Annotated in this window: 12 protein-coding genes; 8 read left to right on the plus strand and 4 right to left on the minus strand. The window is 76.8% G+C overall.

Annotated elements, in window-relative coordinates; genetic code table 11:
- Nucleotides 1-51 precede the first annotated feature (51 nt).
- From FN207_RS20450 to FN207_RS20460, 3 genes are all read left to right on the plus strand, one after another.
- Nucleotides 52-2,352: an MMPL family transporter gene (locus FN207_RS20450; RefSeq protein ID WP_185938452.1), complete on the plus strand. Its 2,301-nt coding sequence runs from the start codon at nt 52-54 to the stop codon at nt 2,350-2,352.
- 113 nt (nt 2,353-2,465) lie between these two features.
- The gene (locus tag FN207_RS20455) at nt 2,466-3,848 is read left to right on the plus strand and encodes a carotenoid oxygenase family protein (RefSeq protein WP_142460299.1); all 1,383 of its coding nucleotides are present in this window, start codon (nt 2,466-2,468) and stop codon (nt 3,846-3,848) included.
- Nucleotides 3,849-3,889: 41 nt separating this feature from the next.
- Nucleotides 3,890-4,873 (plus strand): redoxin domain-containing protein, encoded by a 984-nt coding sequence (locus FN207_RS20460; protein ID WP_142460300.1) that lies wholly within the window; start codon nt 3,890-3,892, stop codon nt 4,871-4,873.
- Nucleotides 4,874-4,905: 32 nt separating this feature from the next.
- Here FN207_RS20460 and FN207_RS20465 read toward each other — a convergent pair whose 3' ends face one another.
- Together FN207_RS20465 and FN207_RS20470 are read right to left on the minus strand one after the other, a co-directional pair.
- A complete protein-coding gene (locus tag FN207_RS20465) occupies nt 4,906-5,649 on the minus strand; it encodes an alpha/beta fold hydrolase (protein ID WP_142460301.1) in 744 nt (247 codons plus the stop codon).
- Between the two features lie 97 nt (nt 5,650-5,746).
- Entirely contained in the window at nt 5,747-6,706 is a 960-nt protein-coding gene (locus tag FN207_RS20470; protein WP_246066224.1) for an alpha/beta fold hydrolase, read from the minus strand.
- Between the two features lie 170 nt (nt 6,707-6,876).
- Between FN207_RS20470 and FN207_RS20475 the strand changes: the two genes are divergently transcribed.
- The 4 genes from FN207_RS20475 to FN207_RS20490 are packed head-to-tail and all read left to right on the plus strand — an operon-like array spanning nt 6,877 to nt 11,399.
- Nucleotides 6,877-9,726: a helix-turn-helix transcriptional regulator gene (locus FN207_RS20475; protein ID WP_142460302.1), complete on the plus strand. Its 2,850-nt coding sequence runs from the start codon at nt 6,877-6,879 to the stop codon at nt 9,724-9,726.
- A 37-nt stretch (nt 9,727-9,763) separates the two neighbouring features.
- Nucleotides 9,764-10,369 (plus strand): molybdopterin-dependent oxidoreductase, encoded by a 606-nt coding sequence (locus FN207_RS20480; protein ID WP_142460303.1) that lies wholly within the window; start codon nt 9,764-9,766, stop codon nt 10,367-10,369.
- Complete coding sequence (locus FN207_RS20485; protein WP_142460304.1) at nt 10,339-11,097, plus strand: FAD-binding oxidoreductase; 759 nt, start codon at nt 10,339-10,341, stop codon at nt 11,095-11,097. The genes FN207_RS20480 and FN207_RS20485 overlap by 31 nt, the downstream gene beginning before the upstream one ends.
- A complete protein-coding gene (locus FN207_RS20490) occupies nt 11,094-11,399 on the plus strand; it encodes a DUF6510 family protein (protein ID WP_142460305.1) in 306 nt (101 codons plus the stop codon). Before FN207_RS20485 ends, FN207_RS20490 begins: the two co-directional genes overlap by 4 nt.
- 22 nt (nt 11,400-11,421) lie before the next feature.
- Here the strand turns inward: FN207_RS20490 and FN207_RS20495 are convergent, their stop codons facing one another.
- Together FN207_RS20495 and FN207_RS20500 are read right to left on the minus strand one after the other, a co-directional pair.
- Nucleotides 11,422-11,856 carry a CBS domain-containing protein gene (locus FN207_RS20495; RefSeq protein ID WP_142460306.1) on the minus strand — a complete coding sequence of 145 codons (435 nt, stop codon included), beginning with the start codon at nt 11,854-11,856 and terminating at the stop codon, nt 11,422-11,424.
- A 130-nt stretch (nt 11,857-11,986) separates the two neighbouring features.
- Complete coding sequence (locus FN207_RS20500) at nt 11,987-12,688, minus strand: NRDE family protein (RefSeq protein ID WP_142460307.1); 702 nt, start codon at nt 12,686-12,688, stop codon at nt 11,987-11,989.
- A 225-nt stretch (nt 12,689-12,913) separates the two neighbouring features.
- Here FN207_RS20500 and FN207_RS20505 point away from each other — a divergent pair, with 225 nt between their 5' ends.
- Complete coding sequence (locus tag FN207_RS20505; protein WP_142460308.1) at nt 12,914-13,765, plus strand: hypothetical protein; 852 nt, start codon at nt 12,914-12,916, stop codon at nt 13,763-13,765.
- Nucleotides 13,766-13,801: the final 36 nt, after the last annotated feature.

Here is a 13,801-nt window from a genome sequence, read left to right on the forward strand (position 1 = left end):
CGTCCTCCGGGGACCCCGGGAGCCCGCACCCGCCGTCCCGCGCAGCGCGCCGTGAACGCCTTCCTCGACCGGCTCGGGCGCTGGTGCGCCCGCCGGCACTGGATCGTGGTGGTCGCCTGGGTGCTGCTGCTGGCGGCCGGGATCCTCGCCGGCCGGGCGTGGGCGGGGGAGTTCGCCAACGACTACTCCGTGCCCGGCAGCGAGTCCGCCGAGGGGCTCGCCGTCCTCTCCGCCGACTTTCCCCAGGCCGGTGGGTACGCCGGCCAGATCGTCTTCTCCGCCGGCAGCGACACCGTCGCCGACCAGCAGGCCGCCGTCAGCAGCTCGATGACCGCCGTCGCCGCGCTGCCCGACGTGCTCACCGCCACCGACCCGTTCAGCGTGCCCAGCCCCTCGCCGCTGGTCTCCTCCGACGGCACGGTCGCCTACGGCCCGGTGTCCTGGAGCGTCGTGCCCGGGTCGCTGGACGCGTCCTACCTCGACCGGCTCGACGACGCGGTCGCGCCGGCCCGCTCGGCCGGGCTGACCGTCGACTACGGCGGCGGCGCGGGGAAGATCGGCCTGGTCACCGACGACCTGGACTCCGAGCTCGTCGGCCTGGGCATCGCGCTGGTGCTGCTGCTGGTCATGTTCGGCTCGATCGTCGCCGCGGTCCTGCCGCTGGTCTCCGCGGTGGTCAGCGTCCTCACCGGGCTGTCGGCGGTCGGGCTGCTGGCCGCGCTGCTCACCTTCCCCGACGCCGCGCCGACCGTCGCCACGCTGCTGGGGCTGGGCGTCGCCGTGGACTACGGGCTGTTCCTCGTCGCCCGGCACCGCGACCAGCTCGACCACGGTGCCGACGTGGTCACCGCGGTCGGCCGCGCCACCGCCACGTCCGGCGCCGCGATCGTCGTCGCCGGCGGCACCGTCGTCGTCGCGATCCTGGGGCTCTACGTGGCCGGGGTGCCGTTCGTCGGGGCGATGGGCCTGGCCGCGGCCGTCGTCGTCGCCGTGGCGATGCTCGCGGCGCTGACCCTGGTGCCGGCGCTGCTGGGGCTGGCCGGGCACCGGATCCAGGCGCGCGGGGACCGCCGGGCGCAGCAGGCCGCCGCCGAGGGCGACGCGGAGACCGCGACGGCGCGGCTGGCCGCCCTCGCCGCCCGCAGCGACGAGGCGCACGAGCGCAGCGCCTTCGCCCGCTGGGGCCGGCGGGTGAGCGACCGGCCGCTGCCCTGGGCGCTGTTGTCGACCGCGCTGCTGGTGGTGCTGGCGATCCCGGTGCTCTCCCTGCAGCTCGGCCAGCTCGACGCGGGCACCGACCCGACGTCCCAGACCGACCGGCGGGCCTACGACACGCTCGCCGCGGCCTTCGGCCCGGGCGTCAACGGCCCGCTGTCGGTGGTCGTCGTCATCCCCGACGGCACGTCGCAGGCCGATGCCGGCACCCTGCTGACGGACACGGCGACCACGCTGGGCCAGACGCCGGGCGTGGCGTCGGTCGGTGCGCCGAACGTGGACCAGGACGGCGACACGGCAATCCTCACCGTCGTCCCGACGACGTCGCCGCAGGACCAGGCCACCACCGACCTGGTCGACACGCTCCGGACCTCGGTGCTGCCCGGCGTCGACGCCACCACCTACGTGGTCGGGACGACGGCCGGCTACGTCGACTTCACCGCGAAGATCGCCGCGCGCATGCCGTGGCTGATCCTCACCGTGGTGGCGCTGTCGTTCGTGCTGCTGACCGTGGCGTTCCGGTCGGTGGTGATCGCCACCAAGGCCGCCGTGCTCAACCTGCTGTCGGTCGGCGCCGCCTACGGCGTGGTCGTCGCGGTGTTCCAGTGGGGCTGGGGCTCGTCGTGGATCGGCATCGAGCAGGACCTGCCCATCCCGGCGTTCGTCCCGATGCTGATGTTCGCCATCGTGTTCGGGCTGTCGATGGACTACGAGGTCTTCCTGCTGTCCCGGGTGCACGAGGCGTGGTCGGCCACCCGCGACGCGCACCGCAGCGTGGCCATCGGCATCGGGGGCACGGCGCGGGTCATCACCACCGCCGCGGCGGTCATGGTGGTCGTGTTCAGCAGCTTCGTGCTCGACCCCGACCCCACGGTGAAGATGCTCGCGGTGGGGATGGCGGCGGCCGTGCTCATCGACTCCACCGTCATCCGGATGGTCCTGGTGCCGGCGGTGATGTCGCTGCTCGGCGCCCGCGCCTGGTGGATGCCCCGCTGGATGGAGCGGATCGTCCCGGACATCGACATCGAGGGCAGCGCCCACCTGGCGCGGGTGGCCGCCGTCGTGCCGACACCGCGGAGCGGGGACGACGCCGCCGCGGAGGCGCCCGCCCGCGAGCCGACCCGCCCGGCACCGTGACGCGACGGCCGGGACCTTCGCTCCCTGTCCGCCCGGGCGCGGGAGGGCCAGGCTCGGGGACGGACGGCGCGGGCGCGGACGCCCGGGCCGACACCAGCCGGAGGGCAGCTCCCGTGACCGACCGACCCACGCTCGACCGCAGTCCCCACCTGCAGGGCGCCTACGCGCCGGTGACGGAGGAGGTCACCGCCTTCGACCTGCCGGTCACCGGCGCCCTGCCGCCCGAGCTGGACGGCCGCTACCTGCGTAACGGGCCCAACCCGATGGGCCTGGACGACCCGGGCCACTGGTTCCTCGGCGCGGGCATGGTGCACGGGGTCCGGCTGCGTGACGGCCGGGCGGAGTGGTACCGCAACCGCTGGGTCCGCTCCCGGGACGTGGCCGGCGCGCTGGGGGAGACGTGGCCGGGCGGGCCGGTGCACGCCGGCACGGACTTCGCCGCCAACACCCACGTCATCGCCCACGCCGGGCGCACGCTGGCCACCGTCGAGGCCGGGTCGCTGCCCTACGAGCTGACCGCCGAGCTGGAGACCGTGGGCCCGTGCGACTTCGGCGGCACCCTGCCCGGGGGCTACGCGGCCCACACCAAGCCCGACCGGCTCACCGGCGACCTGCACGCCGTCGCCTACTGGTGGGGCTGGGACCACGTCCAGCACGTCGTCATCGGCCCCGACGGCACGGTCACGCAGACCACCGACGTCCCGGTCGAGGACGGGCCGATGATGCACGACTTCGCCCTGACCGAGCGCTACGTCGTGCTGTTCGACCTGCCGGTCACCTTCAACATGGACGCGGCCACGGCCGGGTCGCGGCTGCCCTACCTCTGGAACCCCTCGCACGCGCCGCGCGTCGGTCTGCTGCCGCGCACCGGCGCCGTCCGCGAGGCCCGCTGGTTCGAGGTGGACCCGTGCTGGGTGTTCCACACCCTCAACGCCCACGACGACGGCGACCGCGTCGTCGTGGACACGTGCCGGTACGAGGGCGTCTACGACATGACCGTCCTGGCCGAGCAGGGCGCGCTCACGCTCGACCGCTGGACCATCGACCCGGCCGCCGGGCGGGTGACCCGCCAGGTGCTCGACGACCGCCCCCAGGAGTTCCCGCGCGTCGACGAGCGGGTGGTCGCCCGGCCGCACCGCTACGGCTACGGCGCGGTGACCGCGGAGCTCAACCGGGCCACCGTGCGCATGGACGGCAGCTTCGCCGACGACGCGTTCGCCGGGGCGCTGCTCAAGCACGACCTGACCGCCGGCACGGTCGAGGCGCACCGCTTCCCCCGGGACGCCGTCGTCGGCGAGGGCGTGTTCGCCCCCTCGGCGCCCGACTCGGCCGAGGACGACGGCTACGTCATGACCTTCGTGCACGACCCCGACCGCGGCGCCGCCGACCTCGTCGTCCTCGCCGCCCAGGACTTCGCCGGCCCGCCGGTCGCCGTCGTCCACCTCCCGGCCCGGATCCCGCTCGGCTTCCACGGGAGCTGGATCCCCGACGCCTGAGGGCCGGTGCGCCGGCCTCCGACCCGAGAGCGGTGGAGCAGATGACCCGCACGACGACCGGCCTGCCCGTCGAGGGCACCCTCCCGTCCCTCGACGGCGCCACCGGGTGGCTCGGCTCGCCCCCGCTGACGCCGGAGGACCTGCGCGGGCACGTGGTCCTCGTCGACTTCTGGACCTACACCTGCATCAACTGGCTGCGCACGGCGCCCTGGGTGCGGGCCTGGGCACAGCGGTACCGGGAGCAGGGACTCGTCGTCCTCGGAGTGCACACGCCGGAGTTCCGCGTCGAGGCCGACCTCGCCAACGTGCGCCGGGCCGTCGCCGACCTGCGGCTGGAGTACCCGGTCGCGGTCGACAGCGACTACGCGGTGTGGCGTGCGTTCGGCAACTCCTACTGGCCGGCGCTCTACGCCGTCGACGCGCAGGGCCGCATCCGGTACCACCACTTCGGGGAGGGCGCGTACGAGGAGAGCGAGCGCGTGGTCCGGACCCTCCTCGAGGAGGCCGGGGCCGGCGCTGCCGGAGGGGACCCGGTGGAGGTGGTCGCCGAGGGCGTGGAGGCGCCCGCCGACTGGGAGCACCTGCGCTCGCCGGAGACCTACGTCGGTGCCCTCCGCGCGGAGCGGTTCGCCTCCCCGGGCGGGCTGGTCCCGGGCGCGCCGCACGAGTACGCGTTCCCGGCGCGGCTGCGCGCGCTGTCCTGGGCGCTGTCGGGCCGCTGGACGGTGGAGGACGAGTCGGCCGTGCTGGCCGGGGAGCCGGGGCGGATCGCCTACCGCTTCTCGGCCCGCGACCTGCACCTGGCCATGGGACCGGTCGCCGGGCCGGTGCGCTTCCGCGTGCTGCTCGACGGGCGGGCCCCGGGCGCGGCCGCCGGCACCGACGTCGACGAGGACGGGTACGGGACGCTGGACCGGTCGCGGCTCTACCAGCTCGTCCGGCAGCCGGGGCCCGTCGGCGAGCGGGAGTTCGAGATCGGGTTCCCCGACGGCGGGGTGGCGGCCCAGGTCTTCACCTTCGGCTGAGTCTTCACCTCCGGCTGAGCCGCCACCGCCGGTCAGCGGGAGACCGCGGCCAGGGCCTGCTCGATGACGTCGGCCACCAGGTCCGGCTGCGACACCATGATCACGTGAGAGCCCTCCGCCTCCACCGCGGTCGCCCCCGCGCGCTGCGCCATGGACCGGACGACGTCGCTGCCGGCCGCCTTGTCCCCGGTGGCCACCACGGCCCACGACGGCAGGGTCCGCCAAGCCGGGATCCCGGTCTTCTGACTGAACGCGAGGGAGGAGACCGGGCGCTGCGTCGCCGCCATCACGTGGGCCTGCTCCTCGGACACGTCGGAGGCGAAGGCGGAGTGGAAGTGCGCCGGGTCGATGGAGAACTCGAGCTCGGTGTCCATGCCGCGGCCCGTCGGGTACCGCCTCGGGACGAGGACGGTGGTCAGGACGCTGTCCCTCGAGTCGGCCTCGATGTCCTGCAGGACCTCGCCCTCGTCCGGCGCGAAGGCGGCCACGTAGACCAGCCCGACGACGTTGCCGGCCTCCAGGGCCGCGTTGGTGATGACCGCGCCCCCGTAGGAGTGGCCGACGGCGAGCACCGGCCCCGGGATCTGGCCGATCGCGCTGGCGACGTAGGCGGCGTCGAGGGAGATGCCGCGCAGCGGGTTGGACACCGACTCGACGGCCACCCCGTCGGCGAGGAGCCGGGCGACGACGCCGTTCCAGCCGGCGCTGTCGGCGAAGGCGCCGTGGACGAGGGCGACGGTCGGGGCGGCGGTCGGGCTGGGCGGTGCACTGGTCACGGGTGTCTCCTCCGGGAGCGGGGACGGGGCGGGCGCAGCGGTGCGCCGTGCCGGGATGGGCCGGACGCTCGTCGCCGCGTCACGGCCGGGGCAACGGTCAGGTGACCCGCGCCGGGGCGGTCCCTCCGGCGGTGGTTCCCCCGGCGGTGGTCCCCCAGCCGTGGAAGGCCCGCAGCGCCGCCAGGACCTCGCGCGGGCGCTCCTCGACCAGGAAGTGGCCGCAGTCCAGCGCCCGGCCGGTGACGTCGTCGGCCCAGTCCCGCCAGACGGCGAGGGTGTCGTACCAGACCGCGAGTGGGCCTCGGCCGGCCCACAGCACCTGGGTCGGGCAGGCGATGCGCCGGCCGGCCGCCCGGTCCTCGTCGTCGTCGCGGCGGTCGCAGGTGGCGCCGGCCCGGTAGTCCTCGCACATCGCCTCGACCGTCGCCGGGTCGCGGGCGCACCGCGCGTAGTCCGCGACGGCCGCCGGCGGGAAGCCGCGGATCACGCCGCCGAACTCGGCGTCGAAGAGGAAGGACTCCGGGTCCCGCCCGATGATCCGCTCGGGCACCGGGTACGGCTGGGCGAGGAACCCCCAGTGCCAGTAGGCGAGGGCGAAGCGGTCGTCGGCGCGGGCCCAGACCTCCCCGGTCGGGACGACGTCCATCACGGTCAGGCGGCGGACCACCGCGGGGGAGTCCAGCGCCATCCGGTAGCCGACCCGCCCGCCGCGGTCGTGCCCCGCCACGTCGAAGCGGTCGAAGCCGAGTGAGCCCATCAGCGCGACGCAGTCGGCCGCCATCGCCCGCTTCCCGGCGCCCTCGTGCCCCGGCAGCCGCGGCGGCGCGGTGCTGTCGCCGTAGCCGCGCAGGTCCGGGGCCACGACCGTGAACTGCTCGGCCAGGTCCCCGGCGACCAGCGCCCAGGCCAGGTGGGTCTCCGGATAGCCGTGCAGGAGGAGCAGCGGGGGTCCCGACCCGCCCACGCGGACGCGCAGCGACACCTCGCCGACCGTCGTCCGCGACAGCCGGAGGTCGGTGAACCGCCGGGGCAGTGCGTCTGCGTCCGGATCCGGCACGGGTCCTCCCCGGGTTCCCGGCCGAGGGGTCGGCCCAGGGCCGGAGCGTGACCCGGTCGAGGACCCCGGCGCATGCGTCAGCCGACCCGGTCCCGGGGCGGAGGGCACTGGTCGGCGTCGCCCCCGCGGTGGGAGTCTGGCGCCCGCTGCTCAGCCCAGGGGGACCCGCGATGGACGACGTCCGCTCCCCGGCCCGTGCGCCCGACCGTGTTCCCGACCGTGCTCCGGACCTCGTCGGCCGGACGGCGGACTTCGACCGGGTGCGCGCCTTCCTCGACCGGGCCGCCGGCGACGGCGCGGCGCTGCTGCTGGCGGGCGGCCCGGGGGTCGGCAAGAGCGTCCTGCTCGAGGAGGCCTGCCGGACCGCGGCGGAGCGCGGTGTCCGCGTGCTGCGCGCCTCCGGGGTGGAGTTCGAGGCCGAGGTGAGCTTCGCCGGGCTCAACCAGCTCTTCCTGCCCCTGCACGACCGGCTGGCCGAGCTCCCCGACCTGCACCGCGACGCGCTGACGGTGGCCCTGGGCGTGGGCTCCGGTCCGCCCGCCGGCCGGCTCGTGGTGTCGGCGGCCGCGCTCGCGCTGCTGCGGCTGGCCACCGCCTCGGGGCCGCTCCTGGTCGCCGTCGACGACCTGCAGTGGCTCGACCGGTCCAGCGCGCGCGTACTCGGCTTCGTCGCGCGCCGGCTGGAGGGCAGCTGCATCGGCCTCCTGGGCGCCGTCCGCAGCGAGTCCGACTCCTTCCTCCTGCACGCCGGCCTGCCCCGGCACGACGTGCCGCCCCTGGGCGAGCCGGACGCGGCCGACCTGCTGCGCAGCCGGTTCCCCGCCCTCGCCCCCGGGGTGCGGCGGCGCGTGGTCTCCGCCGCCCAGGGCAACCCGCTGGCGCTGCTCGAGCTGCCCGGGTCGATGACCGAGGCGCAGCGGCTGGCCGACGAGCCGCTGCCGCGGTCGCTGTCGCTCAGCACCCGCCTGCAGGAGCTGTTCGCCGACCGGGTGCGCGGACTGCCGCCGGACACCCGCCGGCTGCTCCTGCTCACCGCTCTCGACGGGACCGGCGACCTCCGGCCCCTGCGCGCGGCCGCCTCCGGCGACGGCTGGCTCGACGGCCTCGCCCCGGCCGAGCGGGCGGGGGTCGTGCACCTGGACACCGCCGCCGACCGGGTCGCCTTCCGCCACCCCCTCATCGGTGCCGCCGCCGTGGCCCTGGCCACCAGCGGCGAGCGGCGCCGCGCGCACGCCGTCCTCGCCGACCTGCTGACCGACGACCCCGAACGGCGCGCCTGGCACCTGGCCGAGGCCGTCGCCGGCCCGGACGAGCCGACCGCGGCGCTGCTGGAGGTCGCCGCCTCCCTGGCGCTGCACAAGGGGGACGCCGTCCGCGCCGTGCGCGCGCTGCTGCGCGCCGCGGACCTCAGCCCGCGCGGCGCCGACCGGGCCCGCCGGCTGGCCGAGGCCGCCTACGTCGGCGCCGACGCGGCCGGGCGGCTCAGCAGCGTCCCGGACCTGCTGGGGGAGGCCCGGCGCGCCGACCCGGACACCGGCGGGTCCCTCGCGACGGCGGTGGCCGCCGCCCACCACCTGCTCAACGGCGAGGGCGACGTCGAGACCGCGCACCTCGTGCTGGTCCGCGGCATCGAGGACGCGCTGCGGCGGGGACCGGCCGGGGGCGCGGTGGAGGAGGCCCTGCACACGCTGATGCTGGTGTGCCACTTCGGCGGCCGGGAGGAGCCGTGGCGGGCGTTCGAGGCCGCGCTGGCCCGGCTCGGCCCCGGCGTCCCCCCGCTGCTGGCGGTGTCGGCCCGCGTGTACGGCGACCCGGCCGGCGCCCCGGCGGCCGACCTCGAGCGGCTGGAGGGGCTCCTCGCCACCGTCGACGAGGAGGTCGACCCGGTCCGGATCGTGCGCACCGCCATCGCGGCCTTCTACGTCGACCGGCTCGCCGCCTGCCGGGGTGCCCTGTGGCGGGTGGTCCGGGACGGGCGCGACGGCGGAGCGGCGGCCAGCGCCGTCAACGCGCTGATGATGCTGTGCCACGACGCCTTCCGGGACGGGCGCTGGGAGGAGGCCGTGCGCACGGCGGAGGAGGGCATCGCCTGGAGCGAGCGGCTCGGCTACCGGCTCATCGCGCTCCCCGGCCTCTACTGCCTGGCCCTGGTCGCGGCGGCCCGCGGGGACGACGAGGCCACCCGGTCGCTCACCGAGGAGATGGAGACCTGGGCCGCGCCCCGCGGGGTGACGATGCTCGGGCACTTCGCCGCCCGGGCGCGGGCGCTCGCCGCGCTCGGCCGGGGCGACTACGCCGACGCCCTGCGGCTGGGGACGTCGATCACCCCCGCCGGCCGCCTGGCGCCGCACGTCCCCGTGGCCCTGTGGACGGCGCGCGACCTGGTCGAGGCCGCCGTCCGCACCGGGCACACCGCCGAGGCCGCCGCGCACGTGGCCGCGGTGCGGCGGTCCCCGGTCGTCCGGCACAGCCCCCGCCTGGCGCTGCTCGCGGCGGGTGCGGCGGCCCTCGCCGCCCCGGGGGAGGAGGCCGGCGTCCTCCACCGCGAGGCGCTGGCCTCCCGCGGTGCCGCGTCGTTCCCGTTCGAGCGCGCCCGGCTGCAGCTGTCCTACGGCGAGCACCTGCGCCGGACCCGCGCGACGTCGGAGGCCCGGCTGCAGCTGACCGCCGCCCTGGAGACCTTCGAGCGCCTGGGCGCGCGGCCCTGGGCCGACCGCACCGCGGTGGAGCTGCACGCCAGCGGGTTCCCCGCCGGGCCGCCGTCCGGGGACCGCGACTGGTCCACGCTGACCCCGCAGGAGCACGAGATCGCCTCGCTGGCGGCCTCCGGGCTGTCCAACAAGCAGATCGGCACCCGGCTGTTCCTGTCCCCGCGCACGGTGTCGGGCCACCTGTACCGCGTCTTCCCCAAGCTCGGGATCACCACCCGGGCCGCGCTCCGGGACGCGCTGGGGAGCGCGCCGCCCCCGGCCGGCGGGACGAGTCGGATGGCGGATGGCGCCGGCCGCCCTTCTCCCTAGCCTGGCCCGGGTCGGAGCTGCCCCGGGAGGAGACGCCATGTCCGTGCTGTCCCGCGGTTTCGGACGGGGGAGGTCCCGTCCGGCCGACGACCGCCTGCCCCCGGGCCAGTACGACGCGGGCGATGCCTTCCCCGTCCTGTCCGCCGGGCCGACCCCGCACACGCCCCTCGCGCGGTGGGACCTCGCCGTCGACGACGGCACCGGGACCCGGGCGCGGTGGACCTGGGAGGAGTTCCGGGCCCTGCCGCACGAGGCGCTCACCGTGGACCTGCACTGCGTCACCAAGTGGTCGAAGTTCGGCACCCGGTGGGAGGGCGTGGCGGTCGACCGGCTGCTGCAGGACGTGCCCGACCCCGCCCCCTACGTGCTGGCGACGTCCGACGGCGGCTACACGACCAACCTCCCGCTCGCCGACCTCACCGGCGGCCGCGCCTGGGTCGTCGACACCTACGCGGGCGAGCCGCTGGCCCCCGAGCACGGCGGCCCGGCCCGGCTGCTCGTCCCGCACCTCTACCTGTGGAAGAGCGCCAAGTGGCTGCGCCGGCTCACGCTGCGCGCCTCCGACGAGCCCGGCTTCTGGGAGACCTTCGGCTACCACCTCTACGGCGACCCGTGGCGCGAGCAGCGGTACAGCGGCGACTGACCTGGCTGCGCGCCAGGGTGCTGGACAACCGCGCGGAGACCCCGCGGGTGCACCGGCTGGTCCTCGACGTCCCGGGCTGGAGCGGGCACCTCCCGGGGCAGCACGTCGACGTCCGCCTGACCGGCGAGGACGGCTACAGCGCCGAACGCAGCTACTCCCTGGCCTCGCCGCCCGAGGAGCCCGCGCTGCACCTGCTCGTCGAGCGGCTCGACGACGGCGAGGTGTCGCCGTACCTCACCGGCGAGGTCCGGCGCGACGACGAGTTCGAGCTGCGCGGCCCGATCGGCGGCTGGTTCGTCTGGTCGGTGTCGGCCGACCGCACCGACCGGGAGGCCGCCCGGCGCCCGGTGCAGCTGGTCGCCGGGGGAGCCGGCGTGTCCCCGTTCGTGGCGATGCTCGACCACCACCGGCGGCTCGACAGCCCCACCCGGATGCAGCTGCTCTACTCCGTCCGGACCGAGGAGGAGGTCCTCGGCCGCGACGTCCTGGGGCCCGAGACGACGCTGACGCTGACCCGGCAGGCGCCGGCCGGCTGGCGCGGCGAGACCGGCCGCATCGACGCCGCCATGCTGCGGCGCCGCACCATCGCCCCCGCCGAGCGCCCCCGCACCTACGTCTGCGGCCCCACCGTGTTCGCCGAGGCCGTGGCCAGCACCCTGGTCGGGATCGGCCACGACCCGTCCACCATCCGCATCGAACGCTTCGGCAGCTCAGGGGAGTCGTCATGACCGACACGACCGACGCCGTCTCGGCCCGCCGCCTCGACGGCAACGCGGCCGGGGGGCCGCTGGCCGCCCTGTTCGCCGTGGACGTCACCGCGGCGCGCTCCCGCTGCGCCGCCTGCGGGACGACGGCGGCGCTGGGCGAGCACCTCCTCTACGCCGACGCGCCGGCGATGGTGCTGCGCTGCCCCAGCTGCACGGAGGTGGTGCTGCGGGTGGGCACGCGGGAGGGGTACGTGCTGCTCGACCTCCGCGGCGCCACGCTGCTCACCGTGCCCGTGCCGGTGGTCGCCGACGACGGGGCCTGACCGCGGGGCGTCACGGCGGGGCTCAGGCCGGGCCGACCAGCACCCGGCACAGGTCGGTCATGTCGACGATCCTGTCCGAGCCGCCGTCGCCCGCGACGACGAGGTGGCGGACGCGGGCGCCGATCATCTGCCGGAGCGCGACGTCGACCGGTGTGTCCGGGTGCACCGTCACCAGGTCGCGCCCGGCGAGGACGTCGCTGATGCGCCGGCGCTCGAGGTCGTGACCGTCGGCGACCGCCTGGCTGATGTCCGCGTCGGTGACGACCCCGAGGGCCCGGCGGCGGGCGTCGTCGGTGACGACCACCAGCGCGCCGTCCTGCGAGCGCTTGATCAGGTAGGCGGCCGCGGCCAGGTGCGCCCGCGTCTCGACCGTCGTCATCGGCTCACGCGCCACCTCCGCCACCGTCGGCTGCCGGACGGTGCCCTGCGTCGTCCCGGGGTCCTGGCTTCCGGACACGTGCGCTCCTCTCGGGCCCGGAGGGCGGGACCGGGGAGCTCCGGGTCCCGGCCGGTGGGGCGGCTCCGAGTCTCGCGGGGCCCGTACGGGGCGACATGCGTCAGATGACCCTCCGGCCCCCGGGGAGGGTCTAGGTCGGCGGGGCCTGACCGACGGCGAGGACGTCCCAGGGCCGTGCCGTCCAGGGCTCCCGGCTGGAGCTCACCCGCAGCCGGCCGGGCTCGGCCTCGATCACCTCGCCGAAGACGGTGGCGAACACCCGGCCGTCCTCCTCGTGGCGCACGACGAGGGCGCCGGGGTCGTCGGCCGGGGGCGCGTCCCGGACCAGCCGGCGCCACTCCCCGGGACCGTCGGCGGCGGCGAAGGCGGGCAGGTACCGCTCGGTCTTGCGGTCCTCGGGGCCGCCGGAGGTGACCATCGTCGTGCCCTCGGGGTGCCGGGTCTCCGTCAGCCGCTCGCCGTCGAAGTCCCAGGTGAGCAGCTCCCCGGGGGTCGCCAGCACGAGCAGGAAGGAGGCCATCCCGGCGGGGTCCACGTGCGCGCGCCAGCCGGCGCCGTGGACGGCGCCGAGCAGCGGCAGGACCCCCCGGCTGGGCGCCCCCGGGTCGGCGTCGCGCTTGGCCGGGCGGTTGAGCACGAGCGCGGTCGCCCCTGTGTCCACCCGGCTCGCGCACCACGTGCCCCCGGCGACGCGGTCGCGGCCGCCGACGACGTCGGGGTGCTCGGGCCACCAGCGGCCCGGGTCGTCGAAGGCCCGGGTCGTCAGCTCGTCGCGGAGGGCGAGGATGCGGACGGGCTGTCCCGCGGACCAGCGGACGACCACCGTGCACATGGGCGCATCCTGCACCGGTCCTGCCGGACGGGCCGGTTCCGCTCACCGACGGCACCGGCCCGGCGACGCAGGGGAGCGACGTCAGGAGTGCCCCGCGGAGCGCGAGCGGAGCACCGCTGCGCGCCGTCCGGTGCGGGATCGTCCTCGCGTACCGATGGCCCGACGGCACCCGGCACCCCGGCCCTCCGAACCACGGGCCCAGCCGGAGCGAGGAGACCGATCGCCATGTCCCGCTCGACCGACGCCGCGCCCGGCGCCCACCGCGCGGACCCCGGGACCACCGACCCTCCCGGCGACGCCGACCCCACCTCCCCGGCACGTCCGAACCTCTCGGGCGACCTCGACGCCATCCTCGTCAGCCCGCCGGACTTCCGCCGGCGCTCGCTCGGCTACGACCGCCTCGAGGTCGACAACTACGTGGCCTGGGTGGAGGCGGAACTGCAGAGCAGCCGCCGCGAGACCGAGGACGTGCTGGAGCGCTACGGCCGGTGCTCCGCCGAGCTGGCGCTGGCCCGGCAGCTGCTCGCCCACTCGCCCGCCGGGCAGGAGATGGTCCACCTGACCGAGCGGATCGGCACCATCCTCCAGCTGGCCGCCGACGAGGCCGCCGAGCTCACCGACACCGCCCGGGCCGAGGCCGAGCGGCTGCGCGCCGAGGCCGAGGCCGACCGGACCCTGGCCGCCCAGGCCCGCGAGCGGATCGACGCCGAGCGCGCCCGCCTGGCCGCCGAGGCCGCGCAGGAGCGCGCCCGCCTCGGCGCCGAGGCCGCCGAGCGCCGCGAGCAGCTCGACCGCGAGGCCGCCGAGCGCCGCGCCCGCGAGGCGCACGAGGCCGCCGAACGGATCGAGCGGGCGGCGGAGGCGGCGCGCGCGGCGCAGGACGCGGAGACGGCCGCCGCCGAGCGGCAGCTGGCCGACGTCCGCGCCGCCGTCGCCGAGCTGGAGCGCCGCCAGGAGGCCGTCCGGTCGTCGCTGGCGCGGATGGCCGACCGGCTCGACGACGCCCTCGCGGAGCTGGCCACCACCCTGCCCACGGCGGGCCTGCGGCTGGAGGTGCCACAGCAGGCCGCCTCCTGACCCGCGCAGTGTCCCGGGGAGCGGGGAGGAGGGGTC

It is taken from the genome of Geodermatophilus aquaeductus (assembly GCF_900182545.1).
In the GTDB taxonomy this organism is placed as follows: Bacteria; Actinomycetota; Actinomycetes; order Mycobacteriales; family Geodermatophilaceae; genus Geodermatophilus; species Geodermatophilus aquaeductus.